This is a genomic window from Pseudomonas abietaniphila, from assembly GCF_900100795.1.
GTDB classification, from domain to species: domain Bacteria; phylum Pseudomonadota; class Gammaproteobacteria; order Pseudomonadales; family Pseudomonadaceae; genus Aquipseudomonas; species Aquipseudomonas abietaniphila.
Window position 1 is genome coordinate 121,933 of the sequence record NZ_FNCO01000016.1, and the last position, 17,082, is coordinate 139,014.

A 17,082-nucleotide genomic window follows, 5' to 3' on the forward strand; every position below is an offset into this window, starting at 1 on the left:
CAGCATTGCCGTCGACTGACATACCGCAATCGCGGGCAAGCGCGCTCCTACAGTGTCAGCGTCGTCCCCAAGTCTTCGGAACACCGCAATCCCTGTAGGAGCAGTCCGAGTTTACGAGGGTCTGGGCCGCACTCGGACGAACGCGGTGGGTCACTCACCCTCAATGTCGATGACCCACCGCCTCCGTCGGAATGCCGCAAAGCATCAGAGCACCGCAATCCCTGTAGGAGCAGTCCGAGGTTACGAGGGCCGCGAATGCGGTGGATCACTCACCCTCAATGTCGATGACCCACCGCCTACGTCGGAATGCCGCCCAGACCAAGCTCGCACCCACAGGTCAGCAGTCAGATCAGCAAGTGGTCACCGCACCGCAACTCAATTCAACACAGGACTGTTCGCCCTGTTCACCACTTCCTGAGGGTCCGCGTGCACCAGCACTTCGGACTTCGGGAATTCAGCCATAATCGCCCGTTCAACCTGCTCACACAGATCGTGCGCCACGGAGAGCGTCAACTCGCCGGGCAACTCAAGGTGCAACTGCACGAACCAGTGATTGCCCGAGATTCGGGTGCGCAGATCATGGGCGCCGAGCACGCCCGGTACGTTCTGTGCCAAGTCCAGCATGCGAGCGCTGACGCTGGGATCAAGCTCGGCATCCATCAGCACCGAGATGGTTTCCCGTGCAATCGAGATCGCGCTCCACAGGATGTACACCGCGATGACCAGGCCGAAATACGCATCCAGCTGGTCATAGCCGAAATACGCCAGGCCCAGCGCAACCATGATGCTGGCATTCAGCAGCAGGTCGGAGCGGTAATGCAACGAGTCGGCGCGAATAGCCGCAGAGCCGGTTTCCTTCACGACTTTGTGCTGGAACATCAGCAGCATCACCGTGAGGGCGATCGACAGCACCATCACCAGAATACCCAGGCCCGGCGCGCCCAACGGTTGCGGATGCTGAATGCGTTCAATGGCCTGAAAGCCGATCAGGAAGGCACTGACCGCAATGAACAGCGCCTGAGCCATGCCTGACAACGCTTCGGCCTTGCCGTGCCCGTAACGGTGGTCGTCATCGGCGGGACGCAGCGCGTAATGCACCGCCAGCAGATTGAGAAACGAGGCCGCGCCATCGAGCAGCGAATCCGTCAGGCCCGCGAGCAGGCTGACCGAGCCGCTCAGCCACCAGGCCACGGCCTTGGCGACGATCAGAATACTGGCGACGGCCAGCGAGGCCCGCGTCGCCAGACGCAATAACCGGGCGTGTTCAGGGCTGCTGCTCATGGCGCTTCCTTAAATGACAGCATTGAAAACATCAGGCCGACGGCACCAGGCCCAGCGATGCGAGTTGCTCGGTGCTGCCTTTGTGCTGGATCAAGCGTGGGTCGTCCAGTGGCAACGTACGGCCCAGCTCAGTCTGGATGATGGCTTGCAGTTTGGCGTTGTCCACCGTGCCGTCAGCGCGCACCGCAGGCTGCAGCTTTTGCGGATCGATCTGCGCTTGCTTGCCGCTCGGCAAGTAGATGGCGCCCGTGGCGAAGTCGACCGCAAAGGCGATCACGCCGGGAATGATGTAGAACAGCAGGCCGATGGCGTCGAGCACCACGATGGCGGGGTCCATTCTGCCGCTGCCTTGAATCTGACCGCGGCGGTCAGGGTAGAAAATGCTGCCGCAGGCGGTCAGTTGGGTCAGCAGGCTGGCGATCAGAACACCGCCGATCAAACGGGAAGGGATGCGCATGGAGATCTCCTCAGAGGAAGTCGCAACTATACAAGGCAAATGCCTAATCAATAAGACTATCCAACCGAAGAGACGGTTCTGTGGCTGGGTAAACAAACCGCGACGTGCGTCCGTATAATCGCGGTCTGTTTCAGGAGCCCTCATGATTTCTCTGCCCATTGATGCCGTTCTGCCTGCGTTGCGCCAGGCCCTTGCCGACCGTGACGAAGCCGTCCTGGAAGCACCACCCGGCGCAGGCAAGACCACCCGTGTTCCGCTCGCGCTTTTGCACGAGTCGTGGCTGGCAGGGCAGACGATCCTGATGCTTGAGCCCCGGCGCCTTGCGGCCAGGGCAGCGGCGGAGCGGCTGGCGTCGGAGCTGGGCGAGCAGGTCGGGGAAACCGTGGGTTACCGGATTCGCCTCGACAGCAAGGTGGGGCCCAACACCCGCATCGAAGTCGTGACCGAAGGCATTCTCACGCGCCGCCTGCAGGAAGACCCGTCGCTTGAGGGCGTCGGATTGCTGATTTTCGACGAATTTCACGAACGGAGTCTCGATGCAGACCTGGCATTGGCGTTAAGTCTTAATGGCCGTGCGCTGTTCAGGGACGAGCAGTCGCTGAAAATTCTGCTGATGTCGGCGACGCTGGAGGGTGAACGGCTGTCGAGTCTGCTCGATGACGCGCCAGTGGTCAGCAGCGAAGGGCGGATGTTCACGGTGTCGATACAGTGGGGCCGTCCCTTCCAGCCGGGCGAGTTCATCGAACCGCGCGTAGTGCAAACCGTGCTCGACGCCCTGGGCAATGAGTCCGGCAGTGTGCTGGTGTTCCTGCCAGGGCAGGCGGAGATTCGCCGGGTCAATCAGCAATTGGCCGACGCGCTGGGCGAGCGTAGCGATGTCATGCTCTGCCCGCTGCATGGCGAGCTGGACCTGAGCGCGCAGCGCGCGGCGATCGAACCGGCGCCCAGCGGCAAACGCAAGGTGGTGCTGGCGACCAACATCGCCGAAACCAGTTTGACCATTGACGGTGTGCGGGTGGTGATCGATGCCGGCTTGGCGCGCGTGCCGCGTTTCGATCCGGGCAGTGGCATGACGCGACTCGACACGCAGCGCATCTCCCGGGCCAGCGCGACGCAACGGGCTGGCCGTGCAGGCCGTCTGGAGCCGGGCGTGTGTTATCGCCTGTGGTCTGAAGCGCAGCATGAGCAGCTCGCGGCCTACGGTGCGGCGGAAATCCTGCAAGCAGACCTCGCGGGCCTGGCGCTGCAACTGGCACGCTGGGGCGTTGAGCCTGCGCAGTTGGTCTGGCTGGACGCGCCACCGGCAGCGGCTTATGCGCAGGCGCAGGATCTACTCGGTCGCCTTGGCGCCCTGAGCCGCAAGCCGGGTGAAGACTACACACTCACGCCGCACGGCCAGTCGATGGCGGAATTGCCCGCCCACCCTCGCATCGGGCATTTATTGCTTCGCGGGCAGGAGCTGGGTCTGGGGCCATTGGCGTGCGACGTCGCCGCGTTACTGGGCGAGCGCGACATCCTGCGTGGCGCGGGCGCCGACCTGCACAGCCGCCTGACCTTGCTCGCCGGGACAGAACGGGCAACCCGAGGGGCGCAAGGTGGCGTGCAGCGGGCGAAACAGCAGTCCAGGCAGTATCGCGGTTACCTCAGAGGGGCCGCGAAAACACCCGTGACCGATCCGGACCATCCCCGCTGGCTCGGCGCCTTGCTGGCGTTGGCGTACCCCGACCGGGTGGCGCAACAGCGTCGAGCAGGCGGCGCCGAATACCGCCTGGCTAACGGGCGGGCCGCGTTGTTCTCGGAACCCGATGCGCTGATGAAAGAGCCCTGGTTGGTGATCGCGGACCTGGGCAGTCGTCAGGGGCAGAAAGAAGAACGTATTTACCTGGCGGCCGAGTTCGATCCTGCGCTGTTCGATTCAGTGCTGGCGGAGCAGGTCACCTCGTTTGATCAGCTGGACTGGGACGAACGCGAAGGTGTCTTCCGGGCCGAGCGGCAGCGTAAGGCGGGTGAGTTGATCATCAGTCGCGAGCCGCTGACCGGCCTGGACGATTCTGCACGGGGTCAAGCGCTGCTGGCGCTGGTGCGGCGCAAAGGGCTGGAGCTTTTGCCATGGACGCCAGAGTTGCGTCAGTGGCAGGCGCGAGTAGGGTTGCTGCGTCATCTGGACCTTGAGCAACAGGGCAGCAGCGAATGGCCGGACGTCAGCAACGCGGCGCTGCTGGAGAGGCTTGAGCACTGGTTGCTGCCGTATCTGGGCAAGGTCACGCGGTTGAGTCATTTCGGCAATCTGGACCTGTCGTCGATCCTGCACAACCTGTTGCCCTGGCCCTTGCCGCAACGGCTGGACGAACAGGCCCCGCATCATTTGAGCGTGCCTTCGGGCTCGTCAGTCCGTCTGGATTACAGCGAATACCCGCCGATTCTGGCGGTCAGGCTGCAGGAGCTGTTCGGCCTGTCCGACACCCCGCGCATCGCCAATGGCCGACAGATCGTCAAACTGCACCTGCTGTCTCCCGCACGGCGCCCGGTGCAGGTGACGCAGGATCTCGCCAACTTCTGGCGCAGCACCTATGCGGAGGTGAAGAAGGATCTCAAAGGTCGGTATCCAAAGCACTACTGGCCGGACGATCCTTTGATCGCAGAGCCGACCGCGCGGGTGAAGCCGAGGAAATAGAGTCGGAGGCGGCCGTCGGCTTTTGATTCCGCCCGAGGGGTGTGGGACTTGGTCTCACCCTCAGTCCGCTTCTGCCGGGCACCGGCAGATCGTCGGCAAGCCGGACTGCGGCCTATGGGAAAACGGCGTCTGCCCGGAGGGCGTAGGAGCGTGGCTTGCCCCGCGATCTGCCGGGAACCGGCAGCAAACCCGGCTGATGCGGTCTAGCTGACACACCGAGTTGCCTGACGTTACTGCCGCTTCGCGCCAGATCGCGGGACAAGCCACGCTCCTACGCCCTGCGGGCAGCATCAAAGCCTCCAGAAGAGGCTGCACATGTGGTGTGAGGAAGACAGTTGCTACGGCCTCGGGCCAGAATCAAAGCAGTCGCCGTCAACCGTCAACAGGCCATCTACTGCCCCGCAGGCAACAAGAACCGCGCGATCACCGGCAGGTGATCGGAAATCAGCAAGGTGTCCGCCTGACGAACCTGGGCGTCGATGCGCTTCAGCGCCGGGCTGTAGAAGAGGTAATCCTGCGTGCGATCAGGCCCACTCACGCGTGGGTCGTTGGGGAAACGGGTGTACCACTTGCGCGGTTCGTCTCCGTTGACGTCTTCGTTGCTCGGGATCATCGGGTACTTATCCCACAGGGTGTGCAGCTCGCTGTCCGGGGCATAATGCTCGCGCTGCCCGGCCGGCAGACGTTGATACTGACCTTGGGGCAGCAGGTTGAAGTCGCCGCCGCTGATCCACGGCGTACCTGCGTGCTCGAACGCATTCAATAACTGAGTCGTGGCCGCGACTTGACGCTGCACGGTGTCGTCGCCTGGCTTGAAGTCGCCCAGATGGGTATTCACCACCGCCAGATGCTTGCCATTGCTCAGTGGCAGATAGCTCACCAACAGCGCACGCTTGGGTTCGAATTGTCGCCCGATCAGATTGCCGTCCGGCGAAGGCAGTTGCAGGCGTTCGGCCTTGTCTATCTGAAAGCGGCTTAGCGTGGCCAGCTTGGTGCCGACGCTGCCGTAAATGTGGCTGTCCGGCACGAAGTCGGATTTCCAGTAGAACGCCTCGGTGCTGCACGGGTAAAGGTCCGTCACCCGCTCCTGCAGCAGCGCCAGTTGGTTTACGTAGTCGGTGTTCTTGGCGCCGTCATCGACTTCCTGCAACAGCACGATGTCCGGCTGTTCGTCACGAAGCACCCGCGCGACTTCGTCCAGGTTATAGGCGATGTCTTCCGGGGTGGGACGTTCGTCCGGGCCGCTGCCGTCTGCCATGTCGTACCAGAACACATAGCGCTTGCCCGCCAGGTACTGAATGTTCCAGGTCATCACCTTGAGCGCCTGGCCAGGCACCAGCGTCGGCGGCGCTGCGTCTTTGGCATTGCAGCTGACCGGCATGCGCTCATGCCGGGCGGGATGCCAGGTCACTTCGTAGATCAAGCCGGCCATCAATGCGGCAAGCAGGGCAAGGCAGATGGCAGCGCGCAATAACCGGGACATCGGCGTTCCTCAGGCCGGCTGCGCGGGCTCGTCGATCAGCATGAACAGGCGGAACATCACCACACTGATGAACAGCTGCAGGAAGCTGGAAACGCTGTCGACGATCAGCGACAGCAGCGGGCTTTGTTGGTCGGGCAGTACGTAGAAGCTCAGCCCCTCGAGCACCGACAGCGGAATGTAGACGAACAGCACGCAGACCAGAATCCGCACCACGTGGCCCTTGCTCATCTTGAAGCTTTCACGCATCGCCTCCAGCGGGCCGAGGCCGCGCAGCACCAGCAGGTATTCGGAGAACACCAGCTTGATCATGACCCACACGCCAGGAACGATGAACAGTGAAAGGCCCGCCATGATCAGCAGGGTGCTCAAGGCTGTCAGCACCGCAAAGGTCGGCCACATGCGCAGCGTCGCCGCCAGCAGATTGCGCTTGGCAGGTTCTTCGCCCCGGCTTTTCGCGTCCAGAAACAGAATCAGCGCGCCGGTGTACAGCGGATAGAACAGCAGGCCGATCAGCAATTGCCAGCTCGCCGATCCATCGCCCACCGCGCTGCCCAGCAACTGTTTGGTCAGTGCCTCAAGGATCACCAGCGGCAGGCACAACGTCAGAATGCTGGCGAAATTACGCCGGAAGAAATACAGCGAGTCTTGAATGATGGTCAGAGGATTCATGAAGGCTTCACAGGGAAAAAGCAGGCCGACACTTTAACGTAGAGCCGGTGAGCGGGCCAACGTGACACACGTCTTCAAGGGTTCTTAACTTTTTTTACATCCTATTGAAACGCCCTTGAAACGCCCCATTACTGTTTATGTCTGACACTGTGGTCAGTCACAGAATTCCTACGGCAATCTAACGAGGTCGCCATGAACAGCGAAGAGCAAACCCTGATCGACGGCTTGTTTACCAAACTCAAGCAAGCAGAAACCGATTCGGCCCCCCGCGACGCCCAGGCCGAGGCGCTGATCAAGGAGCACCTGACCCGGCAGCCTACCGCACCTTATTACATGGCGCAGGCGATCCTGGTCCAGGAAGTTGCGCTCAAACAGATGGAAGCGCAAAACCGTCAACGCGACGAGCAGATCCAGCAACTGCAGGCTGAACTCCAGCGTGCCAAGGCGCAGACCGCGCCGGCTCAGGGCGGTGGCGGGTTTCTGTCGAGCATCTTCGGCGGCGGTTCTCGCGAGCCACAGGCGCAACAGCCCGCCTCGTCGTTCTCACGTCCGTCCAGTCCGCAGCCCTCTGCAGGTGGCTGGCGTGACAGCGGCCCTGCCAGCCCTCCACCGTATAACGCACCTGCGCAGGGCAACTATGCCCAGCCGCAACAACAGGCTCCTGCTGCGCCAATCGGCAGTGGCTTCCTGGGCGGCGCGCTGAAAACCGCAGCCGGCGTGGCCGGCGGTGTGATGCTGGCAGAAGGTATCAGCAGCCTGTTCCACCACAACAGCCAGCCTCAGGAAGTTGTCGAGATCATCGAACAACAGCCTGCCCAGCCGGCGGCCGAGAGTGATTTCGGCAATGGCAACAGCGGCGGTTGGGGTGACGATCAACAACGCGTGACCAGCAATGATGGCTGGGGCAATGACTCAGGCGGTTTTGCCGATACCGATTACGGCAACGGCGACAGCGGCGGCCTGTTTGGCGGCGATGACGACGATTACTACGTCTGATTTGTGATTCAAACCGCTTGCGGTCTGCCTGACCGCACGCGGACCACTGTGGGAGCGAATTCATTCGCGAAAAATACCCCAGGCGCCGCAGTTGTGTTGCCGGGCCTGGCCTATCGCGAATGAATTCGCTCCCACAGGTTTTGGTTCGCAGCTCAATTCTGCGTTGATACGTACTCCCCGTTTAATACTGAAGTCTTCAATCCCCTCCTCAAACTGGCATACTGAGCGCCGGTCCGGCTGTCGGACCATCGTCGCTTGTCAGCGCATCGAGGAGTTCGGGTGAGAAGAATCGCGGTGTTCGCCGACGTACAGAACCTGTATTACACCGTGCGTCAGGCTCATGGTTGCCACTTCAACTATGCCGCTCTGTGGGCGGACATCAGCCAGCGCGGCCAAATCGTCGAGGCTTATGCGTACGCCATCGACCGTGGCGACAGCAAGCAGCAGCAATTCCAGCAGATCCTTCGCAATCTCGGCTTCACCGTCAAACTCAAACCCTACATCCAGCGCAGCGATGGCTCGGCCAAGGGCGACTGGGACGTGGGGATCACCATCGACATCATGGACGTCGCGCCGAACGTCGACGAAGTTGTGCTGGCCTCCGGCGACGGCGATTTCGACCTGTTGCTTGAGCGCATCATCAGCAAGCACGGCGTCGAAGCCGTGGCTTACGGCGTACCGGGCCTGACCGCCAATTCCCTGATCCGCGCGGCCAGTCGGTATGTGCCGATCGAAGGCAGTTTTTTGCTCAAAAGCTGAACATCGAACTGTAGAAGCGCGCTTGCCCGCGAAATCGTTGGCATGGCTGATAACTCTCTATCGTCTGTTCCATTTTTCGCGGGCAAGCGCGCTCCTACAGGCTATTGAGTCATTTGAAGAAAGGTTTACACCATGCTTGAACGCATCGCCGTCATCGACTTTGAAACCACCGGCATCTCCCCGAGCAGCAGTTGCCGGGCCACCGAGATTGCCGTGGTGATCATGGAGCAGGGCGTCATCGTCGAGCGTTATCAGAGCCTGATGAACGCTGGCGTGCGTATTCCGTCGTTCATCGAGTCGCTGACCGGCATCAGCAACAGCATGCTGCGCACGGCGCCACCGGCCGAGCGCGTCATGAATGAAGTCGCCGAGTTCGTCGGCCTGACCCCGTTGGTCGCCCACAACGCCTCCTTCGACCAGAAGTTCTGGGATTTCGAACTCTCACGCATCAAACGCAATCGTGAACAGAGCTTTGCCTGCTCAATGCTGCTGGCTAGACGCCTGATGCCCGGCGCGCCGAATCACAAGCTCGGCACATTGACGAGCTGGGCTGGCCTGCCGCACACAGGGAAGGCTCACCGGGCCATGGCCGATGCCGAGATGGCGGCCAACCTGACGGCGCACTTGAGCCATGAACTGCGCAATACCCACGGCATTGCCGGTGTCTCCCATCAACTGCTGTGCACACTGCAAAAAGTCCCGGCGAAGAAAATGGCCGAAGCGATCAGCAAACATCGTGGCGCGTGATGCCTGATGTATTGCTGCTGTGTAAAAAGTGTACGGGTCGAATAAACCTCAGTTGTTACTGACATTGTCCGGGCCGACATTTTTAGAATCATTCCAATAATAAATTCTTAGCCCTCGAGCCCCTCATGCCTGCTTCCCGCCGTTTTCCTTTGCTCCTCATCGGCGCCTTTTTCGCGCTTTATGTCATTTGGGGCTCCACCTATCTGGCCATCCGCATTGGTATCGAAACCTGGCCACCGCTGATGATGGCCGGTGTTCGCTTCACGATTGCCGGGTCGATCTTGTTCGCGTTCATGCGCTGGCGCGGTGCGCCGATGCCGACCTGGCAGCAATGGAAGGCGGCCGCGATGATCGGTTTCCTGTTGTTGGCCTGCGGCAACGGCGCCGTGACCCTGGCCGAACATGCCGGTGTGGCCTCCGGTGTCGCAGCGTTGGCGGTGGCCGTGGTGCCGTTGTTCACGTTGCTGTTTGGCCTGATCTGGGGCCATCGCAATACACGGCTGGAGTGGGCGGGGATCGTGCTGGGCCTGATCGGTATCGCGCTGCTCAACCTGGGTTCGAACCTGCAAGCCAGCCCGATGGGCGCGGCACTGGTGATTTTCGCGGCCGCCACGTGGTCCTTCGGCTCGGTGTGGAGTCGCTATCTGCCGTTGCCGGCCGGGCCCATGGCCAGCGCCTGCGAAATGTTGGTTGCCGGGGCCATGATGCTGATCGGCAGCTACGTCAGCGGTGAGCGCATGACCCAGTCGCCCGGCATGTCCGGCTGGCTGGTGATGGCGTATCTCGTGGTGTTCGGCTCCATCGTCGCGTTCAGCTCTTATATGTACTTGCTGAAGAACGTGCGGCCCGCCGCGGCCACCAGTTACGCCTACGTCAACCCGGCGGTTGCCGTTCTGTTGGGCATGCTGTTCGCCGACGAGCACATCGGCCCGGCCGAGGCGGCGGCAATGGCCGTGATCATCAGCGCCGTGGTGTTGATCGGCTTGCCACAGTGGCGCAAGCAGAACCCGGTGCAAACCGGGTAAACTGCGCGCCATTGCGCAACGCACGACCCTTTTCCAACGGTATACACATGACATTCGCCTCTCTTGGCCTGATCGAACCCTTGCTGCGCGCGCTTGAAGCGCTTGGCTACCAGACGCCCACCCCCGTTCAGGCCAAGGCGATCCCGCCTGTGCTGGAAGGCCGCGACCTGATGGCGGCCGCACAGACTGGCACCGGCAAGACCGCAGGCTTCGCCTTGCCGCTGCTGCAACGCCTGACCATGGAAGGCCCGAAAGTCGCTGCCAACTCCGTGCGCGCGCTGGTGCTGGTGCCGACCCGCGAGCTGGCCGAGCAGGTTCACGAGGCGATCCGCCAGTACGCCGAACACCTCCCACTGACGACCTACGCGGTCTACGGCGGCGTGAGCATCAACCCGCAAATGATGAAGCTGCGCCGTGGCGTCGACGTCCTGGTGGCAACGCCGGGACGTCTGCTCGACCTGTATCGCCAGAACGCGGTGAAGTTCTCTCAGGTTCAAACCCTGATCCTCGACGAAGCGGACCGCATGCTCGACCTCGGCTTCTCCGAAGAGCTGCGCGATATTTATGCCGCGCTGCCCAAGCGTCGGCAGACCCTGCTGTTCTCCGCAACCTTCTCCGACTCGATCCGCGCGCTGGCCGGGCAGATGCTCGACAACCCGCTGAGCATCGAAGTCAGCCCGCGCAACGTCGCGGCGTCTTCGGTCAAGCAATGGGTCGTGACCGTCGACAAGAAGCGCAAAAGCGAGCTGTTCATTCACTTGCTAAAAAAACAGCGCTGGAGCCAGGTGCTGGTGTTCGCCAAGACCCGCGTCGGCGTCGATCAACTGGTCGAACGCCTGCAAGGCCTGAGTATCAATGCCGACGGCATCCACGGCGACAAACCGCAAGCGACGCGTCAGCGGGCGCTCGATCGTTTCAAGGCCGGTGAAGTGCAGATCCTCGTCGCCACCGACGTGGCCGCGCGCGGTCTGGACATCGACGACCTGCCGACCGTGGTCAACCTCGACCTGCCGATCGTCGCCGAAGACTACATCCACCGCATTGGCCGCACCGGTCGTGCGGGCCAGACCGGCGAAGCCATTTCGCTGGTGTGCGCTGACGAAGTCGAACTGCTCAGCGCCATCGAAGTGCTCACCCGTCAGACCCTCCAACGCCGTGAAGAACCCGACTTCATCCCCGAACACCGCGTCCCGGCGACCGACGCAACCGGCCAGATCCTCAAAAAGCCGAAAAAACCAAAGAAACCGAAAGTCAGCGGCGGTGGCGGTAAACGCAACCTGGGCAAATGGGTCGACAGCGGCGAAACCGTGGCTGAAGCGCCAGCTGCGAAGCCTGTGAGGAAAGTGCCGGCTTTCAATACGGGGCCGAGGAAGCGTAAGCCTTAAATAAGCTTTTTGGACTAACGGGTTAGCAAGAACAGAACTTGCCGCTAAAATGCCGCTCTGTTCTTCCCCGTCGCGTGGGTGCGCTGTAGACGTACTCGGCAAACCATTGCTTCAAGATTAACTACATTCAACCCAGCCTTTCATGGACAGGTAGCTCTACAGTTGCCTACTACTCAGGATATGAATTCGCGTGAAGATCTTAGTTACTGGCGGCGCAGGCTTCATCGGTTCAGCGGTCGTTCGGCACATCATTTCCAATACCCGTGATTCGGTGATCAACGTCGACAAGCTCACGTACGCCGGCAATCTGGAGTCGCTGCAGTCAGTCGACCAGAGCGAGCGGTACGCGTTTGAGCATGTTGATATCTGCAACCGCGACGCGCTTGATCGTGTTTTCCGTGAGCATCAGCCTGACGCCGTGATGCACCTGGCCGCGGAGTCTCACGTCGACCGCTCCATCACCGGGCCGTCCGAATTCATTCAGACCAACATCATCGGCACCTACGTGTTGCTTGAAGCCGCCCGTGGCTACTGGACGACCCTCGACGAAGCGCGCAAATCCGCGTTTCGCTTTCATCACATTTCCACTGACGAAGTGTATGGCGATCTGGAAGGGCCGGAAGACCTCTTCACCGAAACCACGCCTTACCAGCCAAGCTCCCCTTATTCCGCGAGCAAGGCCAGTTCCGATCACCTTGTTCGCGCTTGGGCCCGTACCTACGGCCTGCCGACACTCGTCACCAACTGCTCGAATAACTATGGCCCGTTTCACTTCCCCGAGAAGCTGATCCCTCTGGTGATTCTCAACGCGCTGGAAGGTAAACCGCTGCCCATCTACGGCAAGGGCGACCAGATTCGCGACTGGCTGTTCGTCGAAGATCATGCGCGCGCGCTCTACAAGGTCGTGACTGAAGGTGAAGTGGGCGAGACCTACAACATCGGCGGGCATAACGAGAAGCAGAACATCGAAGTCGTGCGCACCGTGTGTGAGTTGCTCGATGAACTGCGCCCGGATTCGGCGTTCCGTCCGCATGTTGATTTGCTCACCTATGTCACTGACCGTCCCGGCCATGATCAGCGCTACGCTATCGACGCCAGCAAGATTCAGCGTGAGCTGGGCTGGGTGCCAGAAGAAACCTTCGAATCAGGCATCCGCAAGACCGTCCTGTGGTATTTGGAAAACCCGGAGTGGGTCACCCACGTGAAGAGCGGGAGCTACCAGCAATGGATCGACAAGAACTACGCAACGCGTGCGGACACCGTATGAAAATCCTCTTGCTGGGCAAAAACGGTCAGGTGGGCTGGGAGCTGCAACGCGCGCTGAATGTGCTCGGTGAAGTGGTCGCCCTGGATCGTCACGTTGCGCCGACGGCTTATGGCCCGTTTGCTGGCGATCTGTCGGACCTGGCAGCACTGCGTGAAAGCATCCGCCGCATTGCGCCGAACGTCATCGTCAATGCCGCGGCTTACACCGCCGTCGACAAGGCCGAGACGGAGCGGGAGCTGGCGCATACGGTGAATGCGCTGGCGAGTTATGTGATGGCTGAAGAAGCCAAGCGCCTTGACGCTCTGCTCGTGCATTACTCAACCGACTACGTGTTCGACGGCACAGGCACCGAGCCCTGGAAAGAAACCGACGCCGTTGCCCCGGTGAATTACTACGGCGCAACCAAGCTGGAAGGCGAACAACTGATCGTTGCGTCCGGATGCAAGCACTTGATCTTCCGTACCAGCTGGGTCTATGCGGCACGCGGAAATAATTTCGCCAAGACCATGCTCCGGCTGGCAAAGGACCGCGAGACGCTGAATGTCATTGCCGATCAGATCGGGGTGCCCACAGGTGCCGATCTGTTGGCCGATATCGCTGTCGCTGCTCTGCAGAAGACGTTGGTCAACCCTGAACTGTGCGGGATTTACCACCTTGTGCCCGCAGGCGAAACCTCTTGGCATGCCTATGCGACGTTTGTGATTGAGTTCGCACGCGCCAACGGTGAACGGCTGGCGGTGAACGCGATCAACCCTATTGCGACGACGGCATACCCGACGCCTGCCAGCAGGCCGTTGAATTCGCGTCTTGCTACGGAAAAGCTCCGCGATTCTTTCTCTTTACACTTGCCGGACTGGCAAAGTGGTGTGACCCGAATGCTTATGGAAGCTCTGAACAAATGAACACGGCCAATCGCAAGGGCATCGTTCTGGCCCGCGTTTGCGCTTGGCGTCTCCAAGCAAATGCTGCCAATTTACATAAACCGATGATCTTATTTGCTCTCGGTGCTGGTGCTGACGGGGGTGCGTGAGATCCTGATGATCTCCACGCCGGAAGTTTTGCCTTGTTTTCGCAAGCTGCGAGGGGAGGTTAGCCACCACGTCAGCTGACTCATGCCGATCGGAAGGGCCCGGACGGCTTCGCGCAAGTATTCATCATCCGTGAAACGTTCATCCGCAAAGATCCGAGCTGGCTGATTGTGGGTGACGACATTTGCTACGGCCAGCCCTTCCAGCTGAGGTCTGCGCCGTCACCTCGGTCCTTTTCCGTAAGCTGGGTTTTCAAGAGAATCTTCGCTGGTAAAAACGCGACATTTTAACTTCCGGACTACCTTGCGTCAGCCTTCAGTTTGTTACTCGCGGAGTTGATAAAAATTAACGGCTGGCATTTTGACTACATGGTCATTAAACGCAAGCCCGTTTAGCGGGTAATAAGCGCTCAGTGATCTCGTCACGCCATTGTCTTTCCCCTTCCAACCCGTCACCATCGCTTTCCGGTTATCCGTTTGCCTGATGGACTAGACGAATTGGCAGTACGTTCAGCTCACAAGCGCCCTGGTTTTTGGTTGCTTCTGGCGCTTGCACTGACGTGCACGGCGTGTGCGAGCTATCTGAATGCCGATTGGGACTTTTCCCTGATCAGTCGTCGGGCCGAGGCGTTGTATGGGCCGTTGGGGGCGGGGAAGCAGCGCATTGATGCGTGGCAGAATCTGCTTTCGACCGAGAAGCAGATCAGCGAGCTGGACAAGCTGACGGTGGTGAACCAGTTCTTCAACAAGCAGATGCGCTATGAGGAAGACATCGACCTGTGGCACGAGGTCGATTATTGGGCGACGCCGATCGAATCGCTGATCAAGGGCGCAGGCGATTGTGAAGACTACGCCATCGCCAAGTATTTCAGCCTGCGCCGTCTGGGCGTTCCCAGTGAGAAGCTGCTGATCACGTACGTCAAGGCACTGCGCCTGAACCGGGCGCACATGGTGCTGACCTATTATTCGAGCCCGAACGCGATGCCGTTGGTCCTCGACAGCCTTATCAATGAAATCAAACCCGCCAGCGAGCGACAGGATCTGTTGCCGGTGTATGCCTTCAACGCTGAAGGCCTGTGGCTGCCGGGTGCGCAAGGCAATAAAAAAGTGGGCGATACCAAGCGTCTGTCCCGGTGGCTGGACGTGCTGAAGAAAATGAACGCCGAAGGCTTCCCGGCCGAGCCTGCGAATTAGGAGTACTGATGTCTCTGTTCAAACAGCTGTTGATCGCTATCTGTCTGTTTCTGGTGGTCGCGTTTGCGGGCAGCTTCGTTGTCAGCCTGGAGAGTTCGCGTGCGCAGTACGTGAACCAGTTGCGCTCCCATGCCCAGGATGCCGCGACGTCGCTGGCGTTGTCGCTGACCGCCAACATCGACGACCCGGCGATGGTCGAGCTGATGGTGACGTCGATCTTCGACAGCGGTTACTACGCCAGCATCCGCGTGGTGGATCTGGCTTCCGATGCGGTGATCGTGGAGCGCAGTGCGACGCCGGACAATCAGGGCGTGCCGCAGTGGTTCATCAACGCGATCGGCTTGGAGCCGGCAGGCGGCGAGGCGATTGTGAGCAAGGGCTGGCAGCAGACCGCGCGGGTCGAGGTGGTGAGCCATCCGATGTTCGCGCTGGCGAAGTTGTGGCAGAGCGCGCTGGGCAGTCTTGGCTGGTTGCTGGCGTGTGGCGTGGTGAGTGCGGTCCTGGGCGCCTTGCTGCTCAAGCGTCGGTTGCAGCCGCTCGATGACATGGTGGCGCAGTCTCATGCCATCGGTCGCCGGGAGTTCACCACCATCACCGAACTGCCACGCACGCCGGAGCTGCGTCGGGTCGTTCAGGCGATGAACCAGATGGTCGAGAAGCTCAAGGCGTTGTTTCAGGAAAGCACCGAGCGCAGCGAAAAGTTGCGTCGTGATTCGTACCACGACAGCCTGACCGGGTTGTCCAACCGCCGTTATTTCGACATGCAGCTTAAGGCGCATGTGAGTCATCAGGAAGAGGAGCGATCCGGTTACCTGTTGCTGTTGCGTGTGCAGGACCTGGCGGGGTTGAACCTGCGTCTGGGCGGCAAGCGTACCGATGCGTTGTTGATCGCTGTTGCGCAACTGCTGCTCAAGCATTGCGATAAATACCCTGAAACCCGCAACCTCATCAGTCGCTCAAGGGGCGGCGAGTTCGCGGTGCTGGCGCCGGGAATGGATCGTGATGAAGCGCTCGAGCTGGCGCGCGACCTCGAACAGGCGCTGCGCGCATTGGGCGAAACGGGCGCTTGCGATGTGTCACCTGTCGCTCACATGGGCCTGGCGCCTTACGCCCCAGGCGACGCCCCGCTGAGCTTGCTGGGCCTCGCGGATCAGGCGCTTTCCCTGGCCGAAACCCAAGGCGAACAGACCTGGAGTTGCGTGGAGGATGGCGCGGTCAAGAGCACCGGTGACGATGAGCACACCTGGCGTCGGGTGCTGGATCATGCGTTGACCACCGGCGGCTTCGAGCTGTTCTTCCAGCCGGTGGTCGAAACTGGCAATACCGGACGGGTGCTGCATTACAAGGTGCTGTCGCGACTGGTCAATGAGCAGGGCGAGGCCATTGCGGCGGGGCGCTTTCTGCGCTGGATCGAGCGCTTTGGCTGGTCGAGCCGGCTGGATTTGCTGATGCTCAAACAGGTATTGGCGCACCTGCAGACCCATGACCAATCGCTGGCCTTCAACCTTTCCGCAGCGACGCTGAACGATGCAACCGCGTTGAATCAGGTGTTCGACGCCCTGCGTCAGCATCCGAAGCTGGCGGGTCGTTTGACCTTCGAAATCGGAGAGGAACAGTTGCCTGAGCAGGCGGTGCTGGAAAAGTTGACCCGTCGTTTGCAAGAAGCCGGCTTTACGCTGGCGCTGCAACGGTTCGGCGGGCGTTTCAGCATGATCGGCAACCTGGCGCATCTGGGCCTGGCCTACCTGAAGATCGACGGCAGCTATATCCGGGCCATCGACGAAGAAAGCCACAAACGCCTGTTCATCGAAGCGGTGCAGCGTGCGGCGCACAGTATCGACCTGCCACTGATCGCCGAACGTGTGGAAACCGAGGGCGAACGTCAGGTGATTGCCGAGATGGGCATTGAAGGGGTGCAGGGGCAGTTGATCGGCGAGCCGGCGCCGTGGAAGTCATCAGCAGTTCGCTAAAGCTGTAGGAGCGTGGCTCGTCCCGCGATCTGACGCGAAGCGGCAGTAAATCTGGTGAGTGCGGTTCACCTGACACTGCCAAGGCGCATGGTTTTACTGCTGCTGCGCAGCAGATCGCGGGACGAGCCACGCTCCTACAGGGTGACGT

The 17,082-nt window shown here is 60.8% G+C and carries 14 protein-coding genes and 1 pseudogene; 11 read left to right on the plus strand and 4 right to left on the minus strand.

Going from position 1 to position 17,082, the window contains the following annotated elements; translation table 11 throughout:
• Nucleotides 1-375: 375 nt before the first annotated feature.
• A complete protein-coding gene (locus BLS87_RS25850; protein ID WP_074757062.1) occupies nt 376-1,281 on the minus strand; it encodes a cation diffusion facilitator family transporter in 906 nt (301 codons plus the stop codon).
• Between the two features lie 31 nt (nt 1,282-1,312).
• Nucleotides 1,313-1,738, minus strand: coding sequence for a polyribonucleotide nucleotidyltransferase (locus BLS87_RS25855; protein ID WP_074757064.1), 426 nt, complete (start codon nt 1,736-1,738; stop codon nt 1,313-1,315).
• 142 nt (nt 1,739-1,880) lie between these two features.
• On the opposite strand from BLS87_RS25855, the gene hrpB reads away from it, so the two are divergent.
• Entirely contained in the window at nt 1,881-4,412 is a 2,532-nt protein-coding gene (gene hrpB, locus BLS87_RS25860) for an ATP-dependent helicase HrpB (protein WP_074757066.1), read from the plus strand.
• Between the two features lie 391 nt (nt 4,413-4,803).
• Here the strand turns inward: hrpB and BLS87_RS25865 are convergent, their stop codons facing one another.
• Together BLS87_RS25865 and BLS87_RS25870 are read right to left on the minus strand one after the other, a co-directional pair.
• Nucleotides 4,804-5,895 carry an endonuclease/exonuclease/phosphatase family protein gene (locus BLS87_RS25865; protein WP_074757068.1) on the minus strand — a complete coding sequence of 364 codons (1,092 nt, stop codon included), beginning with the start codon at nt 5,893-5,895 and terminating at the stop codon, nt 4,804-4,806.
• Nucleotides 5,896-5,904: 9 nt separating this feature from the next.
• Nucleotides 5,905-6,564: a YciC family protein gene (locus BLS87_RS25870; protein WP_074757070.1), complete on the minus strand. Its 660-nt coding sequence runs from the start codon at nt 6,562-6,564 to the stop codon at nt 5,905-5,907.
• A gap of 192 nt (nt 6,565-6,756) precedes the next feature.
• On the opposite strand from BLS87_RS25870, the gene BLS87_RS25875 reads away from it, so the two are divergent.
• The 10 genes and pseudogenes from BLS87_RS25875 (at nt 6,757) to lapD (ending at nt 16,934) form a co-directional block, all read left to right on the plus strand.
• Nucleotides 6,757-7,560, plus strand: a complete 804-nt coding sequence (locus BLS87_RS25875) for a DUF2076 domain-containing protein (RefSeq protein WP_074757072.1) — start codon at nt 6,757-6,759, stop codon at nt 7,558-7,560.
• 279 nt (nt 7,561-7,839) lie between these two features.
• Nucleotides 7,840-8,319, plus strand: coding sequence for an NYN domain-containing protein (locus BLS87_RS25880; RefSeq protein ID WP_074757074.1), 480 nt, complete (start codon nt 7,840-7,842; stop codon nt 8,317-8,319).
• A gap of 132 nt (nt 8,320-8,451) precedes the next feature.
• Nucleotides 8,452-9,066: a 3'-5' exonuclease gene (locus BLS87_RS25885; protein WP_074757076.1), complete on the plus strand. Its 615-nt coding sequence runs from the start codon at nt 8,452-8,454 to the stop codon at nt 9,064-9,066.
• Nucleotides 9,067-9,191: 125 nt separating this feature from the next.
• Nucleotides 9,192-10,091, plus strand: coding sequence for a drug/metabolite exporter YedA (yedA, locus tag BLS87_RS25890; RefSeq protein ID WP_074757078.1), 900 nt, complete (start codon nt 9,192-9,194; stop codon nt 10,089-10,091).
• Nucleotides 10,092-10,138: 47 nt separating this feature from the next.
• Entirely contained in the window at nt 10,139-11,476 is a 1,338-nt protein-coding gene (gene rhlE1, locus BLS87_RS25895) for an RNA helicase RhlE1 (RefSeq protein ID WP_074757080.1), read from the plus strand.
• 190 nt (nt 11,477-11,666) lie between these two features.
• Entirely contained in the window at nt 11,667-12,743 is a 1,077-nt protein-coding gene (rfbB, locus tag BLS87_RS25900; protein ID WP_074757082.1) for a dTDP-glucose 4,6-dehydratase, read from the plus strand.
• Nucleotides 12,740-13,645 carry a dTDP-4-dehydrorhamnose reductase gene (gene rfbD, locus BLS87_RS25905; protein ID WP_074757084.1) on the plus strand — a complete coding sequence of 302 codons (906 nt, stop codon included), beginning with the start codon at nt 12,740-12,742 and terminating at the stop codon, nt 13,643-13,645. Before rfbB ends, rfbD begins: the two co-directional genes overlap by 4 nt.
• A pseudogene (locus BLS87_RS34770) lies at nt 13,642-13,995 on the plus strand (sugar phosphate nucleotidyltransferase); the annotation flags it as partial. The gene rfbD and the pseudogene BLS87_RS34770, both read left to right, overlap by 4 nt.
• Before the next feature lie 273 nt (nt 13,996-14,268).
• Nucleotides 14,269-14,964, plus strand: a complete 696-nt coding sequence (lapG, locus tag BLS87_RS25910; protein WP_074757086.1) for a cysteine protease LapG — start codon at nt 14,269-14,271, stop codon at nt 14,962-14,964.
• 8 nt (nt 14,965-14,972) lie between these two features.
• A complete protein-coding gene (gene lapD / locus BLS87_RS25915; RefSeq protein ID WP_074757088.1) occupies nt 14,973-16,934 on the plus strand; it encodes a cyclic di-GMP receptor LapD in 1,962 nt (653 codons plus the stop codon).
• The last annotated feature ends 148 nt before the right edge of the window (nt 16,935-17,082 follow it).

Bases quoted from the DNA above. Each gene is read 5' to 3' on its own strand.
- yedA (WP_074757078.1), top strand. From the start codon at position 9,192: ATGCCTGCTTCCCGCCGTTTTCCTTTGCTCCTCATCGGCGCCTTTTTC.
- BLS87_RS25875 (WP_074757072.1), top strand. From the start codon at position 6,757: ATGAACAGCGAAGAGCAAACCCTGATCGACGGCTTGTTTACCAAACTC.
- lapD (WP_074757088.1), top strand. From the start codon at position 14,973: ATGTCTCTGTTCAAACAGCTGTTGATCGCTATCTGTCTGTTTCTGGTG.
- BLS87_RS25865 (WP_074757068.1), bottom strand. From the start codon at position 5,895: ATGTCCCGGTTATTGCGCGCTGCCATCTGCCTTGCCCTGCTTGCCGCA.
- BLS87_RS25885 (WP_074757076.1), top strand. From the start codon at position 8,452: ATGCTTGAACGCATCGCCGTCATCGACTTTGAAACCACCGGCATCTCC.
- BLS87_RS25855 (WP_074757064.1), bottom strand. From the start codon at position 1,738: ATGCGCATCCCTTCCCGTTTGATCGGCGGTGTTCTGATCGCCAGCCTG.
- rfbD (WP_074757084.1), top strand. From the start codon at position 12,740: ATGAAAATCCTCTTGCTGGGCAAAAACGGTCAGGTGGGCTGGGAGCTG.
- hrpB (WP_074757066.1), top strand. From the start codon at position 1,881: ATGATTTCTCTGCCCATTGATGCCGTTCTGCCTGCGTTGCGCCAGGCC.
- BLS87_RS25870 (WP_074757070.1), bottom strand. From the start codon at position 6,564: ATGAATCCTCTGACCATCATTCAAGACTCGCTGTATTTCTTCCGGCGT.
- BLS87_RS25850 (WP_074757062.1), bottom strand. From the start codon at position 1,281: ATGAGCAGCAGCCCTGAACACGCCCGGTTATTGCGTCTGGCGACGCGG.
- rhlE1 (WP_074757080.1), top strand. From the start codon at position 10,139: ATGACATTCGCCTCTCTTGGCCTGATCGAACCCTTGCTGCGCGCGCTT.